Below are 4,674 nucleotides of genomic sequence, written 5' to 3'. Positions count from 1 at the left end.
GTTGAAAAAAGTGGATGTGGAGTGGGGTCTGGTGTGCATGGCGCACAATTTACGAAAACTGGCGATCCAATGACCGCCAGTTTTTTTGTCTCTTGCTCCGTTTACGCCGTTTTCTCAACTTGTTCTTTCCCTTTTTAGACAACCCCTGTTTTTATTCCACGTTGAGTATCTTTATTTGTAGTGTACCGCCGGGGGTTTGCGCCTCCACGGTTTCGCCTGCCCGGTGATTCATCAACGCCCTCCCAATCGGCGACTCGTTCGATATCTTGTTGTTGCGCGGATCCGCTTCCTTCGCTCCGACCATGGAGAAGGTCTCTGGGTCAAAACCTGCCTCCTGCACAGTGACGCGCGAGCCAACCATCACCACGTCGCTTTGTTTCTTTTCGACGATCACAGCCATGCGTAGAATGGCTTCGATCTCCTGAATGCGTCCTTCGAGAAAGGCTTGGTCCTCTTTTGCTTTGTGATAATCCGCGTTTTCAGAAAGGTCGCCCATTTGAATGGCGGATCGCAGGCGCTGGGCAAGTTCTTCGCGTCGCGCCCCGGTGAGTTCCACTAATTCGGTCTTTAGTTTTGCCTCCCCTTCGGGAGTGAGATACATTGGTTGAGACATTCTTCACCTGTTCCTATGGCTTTTCGAGCGGACTAAAAAGTTTCTGATGTTCTTCGATGGCATAACGGTCGGTCATGCCGGCGATGTAATCGCAGATCGCGCGTTCCAGTCCGCGCTTGTCGATCAAGGTTTGTACCGAGTCGGGAAGCATCAACGGCTCCGCCTGATACGCATGGAACAGATCAGTGATCAGCCGTTCCGCTTTAACCTGCATCCGCGCCACGCGATAATGGCGATAGAGTTTCTTGTACAGGAAGTCTTTCAGTTCGCGGTTGCGGCGCTGCATGTCTTCGCTGTGCCCGATCATATTGTGTTTCAGTTTCTGAAGATCGAGCGCGGATTTTGCCTTGCTCTCCTTCAGGCGCGTATCGGTTGCCTCGATCATATCGGTGATCAGGATGCCCACAAGTTGGCGGATCATGCGGTGACGTTCCATCTCCTCCAGTTCGCGCCCGCTCCAGTTGTAGGTTTCGCGCAGAATTTCCCACAAGGCAATGCCATCGAGCATCTGCGGCGTGATCATGCCTGAACGCAAGCCGTCATCAAGGTCGTGAGTCGTGTAGGCTAGTTCGTCGGCGACATTGGCGATCTGTGTTTCGAGGTTGCCGCGCAGGTCGGGCTGATACTCGCGCGCGTCAGAAATGTCGTATTCGGATTCGTGTTTGACCATCCCTTCGCGGACTTCCCACGTCAGGTTCAAACCCGGGAATTCGGGGTAACGCTGTTCGAGTTCGGTGACGATACGCAGGGATTGTTTGTTGTGGTCGAATCCGCCATGATCTTTCATCAATCGCGCCAATGCGGCTTCGCCAGAATGACCAAACGGCGAGTGCCCCAGGTCGTGCGCGAGGCAGACCGCTTCCACGAGGTCTTCGTTGCCGCCTAGGGCGCGAGCAAGCGTGCGTCCGATCTGAGCGACTTCAAGCGTGTGAGTCAGCCGAGTGCGGAAGTAGTCGCCTTCAAAGTTGATGAAAACCTGTGTCTTGTATTCGAGGCGGCGAAAGGCTGTCGTGTGGAGAATCCGGTCGCGGTCGCGTTGGAACGATGTGCGGTAGTCCGGTTCGCTGTCCAGGTAGGCGCGTCCTTTTGAGTCTTTGCTCCGCATGCCGTAGGGCGCGAGGCTTTTATCTTCTATTTCTTCAAGTTGCTGGCGCGTAAAGTACATGATGGTTAACTCTCGCCCCTTGCCTCTCTCTCGTGGGAGAGAGGGCGGGCGCGGAAAATGGGGCGAGAGGGGGTCGAACCCTCACGATATCACTACCGACGGATTTTAAGTCCGTTGCGTCTGCCGATTCCGCCATCGCCTAAAGCACGGCTGTTTGAACTGTGCGCGTCTCTCTTTTCGAGGCTGTACTTTGACAGTCCTCTGCGTTTTTGACGCTTGCAAGTATCGCCGTAAATTCGCAAACCGTCAAGCAAAAAGCCGACTGCGAGAGTCGGCTTTGTTTTGTTGCCACCTGTACGCGGAAGTGGTCGGTATCGCGTTCTCTTTCAGCGCGTCGTTGTATTCGCTTGAACCATTTTCCACTTTGGAATATGGTTTCGGTTTACCTCGTTCCAGTCGTTTCAAGAACTCGCCCGCCTTGCGTTCTGCGCGTATTCTTTCAGCACGTCGCTGTATTCGGAAACTATTCCATTGTGGAATAGTTTTGACGGTCTACCTTCTGGTTTCCTCTCCAGCCGTTTCAAGAACTCGCCTGCCTTGCGTTCGGCGCGTGTCACGCCTCGCGCGGTCTTGCTGTTTGGCGAGAGGCGATAATGCTTTGCGTGATGCTCTCCGCTTGTTTCCTCCCGTCTATCATCCTGAAAGTGTTTACAAGATAAACCACGTCCGCGCCTTCCAGTTTCCCTGTCTGTTCGATGGTGGTAAGGTCCAGGCGATAGCGTTTCAACAGGTCGGCGTATTCGTTGTACTTCGTGGCGAAGCGCGTTAACCGTTCGTGCAAGTTGTCCATTTCATCGCGGACGGCTTGCGCCTCCCTGCCGAAGTAGGACTCAAGGTCTGTCATGGATTTTTGCGCCGTCTTGTATTCCTTCGATGAAACAAACACGCGCCGTCGTTCTAATTCCTGTTCTACCTGCTGGATGTCCGTACTCAACGCATTGCGCCGCGATTCCAGTACCATGATGGACGCGGCTATTTTATTCGCCGCGTCTCGCTCTCTGGACTGTCGGCGCAAGTCCTCCCGCGCCGCTGTGAGTTCGGAATCCAGCCCGCTCGCTTCCTCCGCAAGTTGTCTTAACTTTTCTTCGAGTTGTTGATTTGTTGTCATGTTATTCTCCTATTCTGTAAAGTACTCGCAGTACTTGAATTAAATTTTCGTCGCTTGTTGGCGTGTTCGCGGCTATGATGTAACGCTCGCGGATTGCATCACGCCACGCTTGCGCCTGTGATTCCGCTTCGGTCTCGCGCTTGCTCATGCGAGGATGAGTCAATAAGCCTGCCATTGCCGCCGCGCTAATTTTGAATGAAGCGGACGGACGGTTAATATCCTTTGTCGGCGCGTGCGCCGCGTGTAGTTTGGCGTGCGCCGCTTCATGCGTGAACGTGTGAACGAATCCGCGCAAACTATCGAACACTTCGGGCGCGAGGTCGATCACAACCCGCCCGCCGCCCGCGTGATAGGTTTCGCCGCGTGCCTGTTCGTTTATCGGTTGACGAATACGCACCGTCACCGCCCGCTTTGCCAGCGCGGAGGCAGTCGCTTCGAGATTAGCGATTAATTCGGATTGCTTCATGCGGCAAAAACAAGCAGGCTTTTACTTGATGGTATGCCGTTCGGATAAACGATTTTTTCAAATGGAATTCGGCTATCCTTGTGAACTCGCGCATACTCCGCGATTTGTTTGGCGTAGGTTTCCGCGTCCACTTGCACGCCGTCAATAAAAAGAAGATTGTCGCCGTCCGCGCGGAATTCCTGCGTAAATTTGAACGTGGACACTTCAACGCCGCCGCGCCTTTTGCCTTCCAGTTTTGTGATTCGGTTTTTCAGTTTCATTTTGCGCCTCTCGTTTCCAATGCTTGAATCCGTTTTTCCAGTTCTCCAATTTCAAACGACTTGACGAACGAATCATACAGCGCAAGCAGTAACCGCGCCCGCGCTATGCTGTTCTCCATTGGCACGGTTTCCGCCAGTGTGTAGGCTAGGATTTTGTTCGCGTCGTCAAGCGTTCGGACTTCGCGCGGTATCATGGATTCATCGCCATAGTGCGCGATTCGGTGACGCTCGCCGCCTGATTTCCTCGCCATTGCCCGCGCCGCGCCGACTTCGGGAGCGTGCGTAAAGCAGTAACTACTGCCCTTCAACGGCGGCATTTTGCACGGTTGACCGTGCGCGGTCTTTGCTTTGCACTTCATCGCGTCGCGCCTCCCTTCGTTTGCTCTGCCTAGAATCGCCTTGCTCAGACACGATACGCGCTCTCAATTCCTGCAAGGTCGGCATGATGGTTTTGCGGAATTCCCGCGCCTGCTGTTCGCTCAATCCTTCAAACAGACTCAAAACGCTGTTGCTCATTTTTTACCTACTTTCATCTTACGCGCCCTGCCGCTTATCAGCAGTCTATAACCGTCCGCGAACGGTATGCCCATCGCGTCCGCCCACAGTCCGAAGTCATCGCTGGTTAACCACATCGCCGCGTCAAGCGCGGACATGGTATCCGCCTCGCGCAAGTCTCGAATCGCCTGACTGACAACCGCCAGCGCAAGCGGTTTGAGGTCGGCGGATTCACAGATGCGGATTGTCGCTTTCACGGTATCACCTCCAGAAAATCGTAGCATGTCCATCGCTCCGCGCCAATCCTTGCCCATTGTCGGCACGTTTCCTCTGTCGCGGATTGAAGCGCGTACACGGTCACACGGTCGCCGCGCCGCAAGTAGCCGACGTTCGAGAATGACTCGCCCGCTCCGCTCCGCACCTCCAACACGTCAACGGTTACACTACGCCGCGCATTTGGTGTCACCGTTTGGTGTGACGTGGTGTCACTTGTTGGTGTGACTTGGTGTGACTTGGTGTCACCTAGCCATTGTGACGGTATCACATACGCAAGATACACTAAAACCG

The 4,674-nt window shown here is 54.2% G+C and carries 9 protein-coding genes and 1 tRNA gene; all 10 read right to left on the bottom strand.

Annotation, left to right across the window (positions count from 1 at the left end):
- Positions 1-151 precede the first annotated feature (151 nt).
- A complete protein-coding gene (gene greA, locus AC16KF_RS04620) occupies positions 152-613 on the bottom strand; it encodes a transcription elongation factor GreA (RefSeq protein WP_484036127.1) in 462 nt (153 codons plus the stop codon).
- A gap of 13 nt (positions 614-626) precedes the next feature.
- A complete protein-coding gene (locus AC16KF_RS04615; RefSeq protein WP_484036126.1) occupies positions 627-1,778 on the bottom strand; it encodes a deoxyguanosinetriphosphate triphosphohydrolase in 1,152 nt (383 codons plus the stop codon).
- 58 nt (positions 1,779-1,836) lie between these two features.
- Positions 1,837-1,918, bottom strand: a tRNA-Leu gene (locus AC16KF_RS04610).
- Positions 1,919-2,331: 413 nt separating this feature from the next.
- A complete protein-coding gene (locus AC16KF_RS04605; protein ID WP_484036125.1) occupies positions 2,332-2,886 on the bottom strand; it encodes a hypothetical protein in 555 nt (184 codons plus the stop codon).
- A 1-nt stretch (position 2,887) separates the two neighbouring features.
- Positions 2,888-3,352: a hypothetical protein gene (locus tag AC16KF_RS04600; RefSeq protein ID WP_484036124.1), complete on the bottom strand. Its 465-nt coding sequence runs from the start codon at positions 3,350-3,352 to the stop codon at positions 2,888-2,890.
- Positions 3,349-3,612, bottom strand: coding sequence for a hypothetical protein (locus tag AC16KF_RS04595; protein ID WP_484036123.1), 264 nt, complete (start codon positions 3,610-3,612; stop codon positions 3,349-3,351). The genes AC16KF_RS04600 and AC16KF_RS04595 overlap by 4 nt, the downstream gene beginning before the upstream one ends.
- Positions 3,609-3,971, bottom strand: coding sequence for a hypothetical protein (locus tag AC16KF_RS04590; protein ID WP_484036122.1), 363 nt, complete (start codon positions 3,969-3,971; stop codon positions 3,609-3,611). The genes AC16KF_RS04595 and AC16KF_RS04590 overlap by 4 nt, the downstream gene beginning before the upstream one ends.
- Positions 3,907-4,128 carry a hypothetical protein gene (locus AC16KF_RS04585; protein ID WP_484036121.1) on the bottom strand — a complete coding sequence of 74 codons (222 nt, stop codon included), beginning with the start codon at positions 4,126-4,128 and terminating at the stop codon, positions 3,907-3,909. The genes AC16KF_RS04590 and AC16KF_RS04585 overlap by 65 nt, the downstream gene beginning before the upstream one ends.
- A complete protein-coding gene (locus AC16KF_RS04580) occupies positions 4,125-4,364 on the bottom strand; it encodes a hypothetical protein (protein ID WP_484036120.1) in 240 nt (79 codons plus the stop codon). The genes AC16KF_RS04585 and AC16KF_RS04580 overlap by 4 nt, the downstream gene beginning before the upstream one ends.
- A partial coding sequence (locus AC16KF_RS04575) for an SH3 domain-containing protein (RefSeq protein ID WP_484036119.1) occupies positions 4,361-4,674 on the bottom strand: 314 nt, incomplete at its 5' end. The genes AC16KF_RS04575 and AC16KF_RS04580, both read right to left, overlap by 4 nt.

This window comes from Candidatus Defluviilinea gracilis (assembly GCF_057138825.1).
Note: the sequence above shows the minus strand (reverse complement) of the source record. Positions and strands in the feature narration are given on the sequence as shown.

Coding starts and splice junctions, on each gene's coding strand:
- AC16KF_RS04585 (WP_484036121.1), bottom strand. CDS start 4,128: ATGAGCAACAGCGTTTTGAGTCTGTTTGAAGGATTGAGCGAACAGCAG.
- AC16KF_RS04590 (WP_484036122.1), bottom strand. CDS start 3,971: ATGAAGTGCAAAGCAAAGACCGCGCACGGTCAACCGTGCAAAATGCCG.
- AC16KF_RS04605 (WP_484036125.1), bottom strand. CDS start 2,886: ATGACAACAAATCAACAACTCGAAGAAAAGTTAAGACAACTTGCGGAG.
- AC16KF_RS04595 (WP_484036123.1), bottom strand. CDS start 3,612: ATGAAACTGAAAAACCGAATCACAAAACTGGAAGGCAAAAGGCGCGGC.
- AC16KF_RS04600 (WP_484036124.1), bottom strand. CDS start 3,352: ATGAAGCAATCCGAATTAATCGCTAATCTCGAAGCGACTGCCTCCGCG.
- greA (WP_484036127.1), bottom strand. CDS start 613: ATGTCTCAACCAATGTATCTCACTCCCGAAGGGGAGGCAAAACTAAAG.
- AC16KF_RS04615 (WP_484036126.1), bottom strand. CDS start 1,778: ATGTACTTTACGCGCCAGCAACTTGAAGAAATAGAAGATAAAAGCCTC.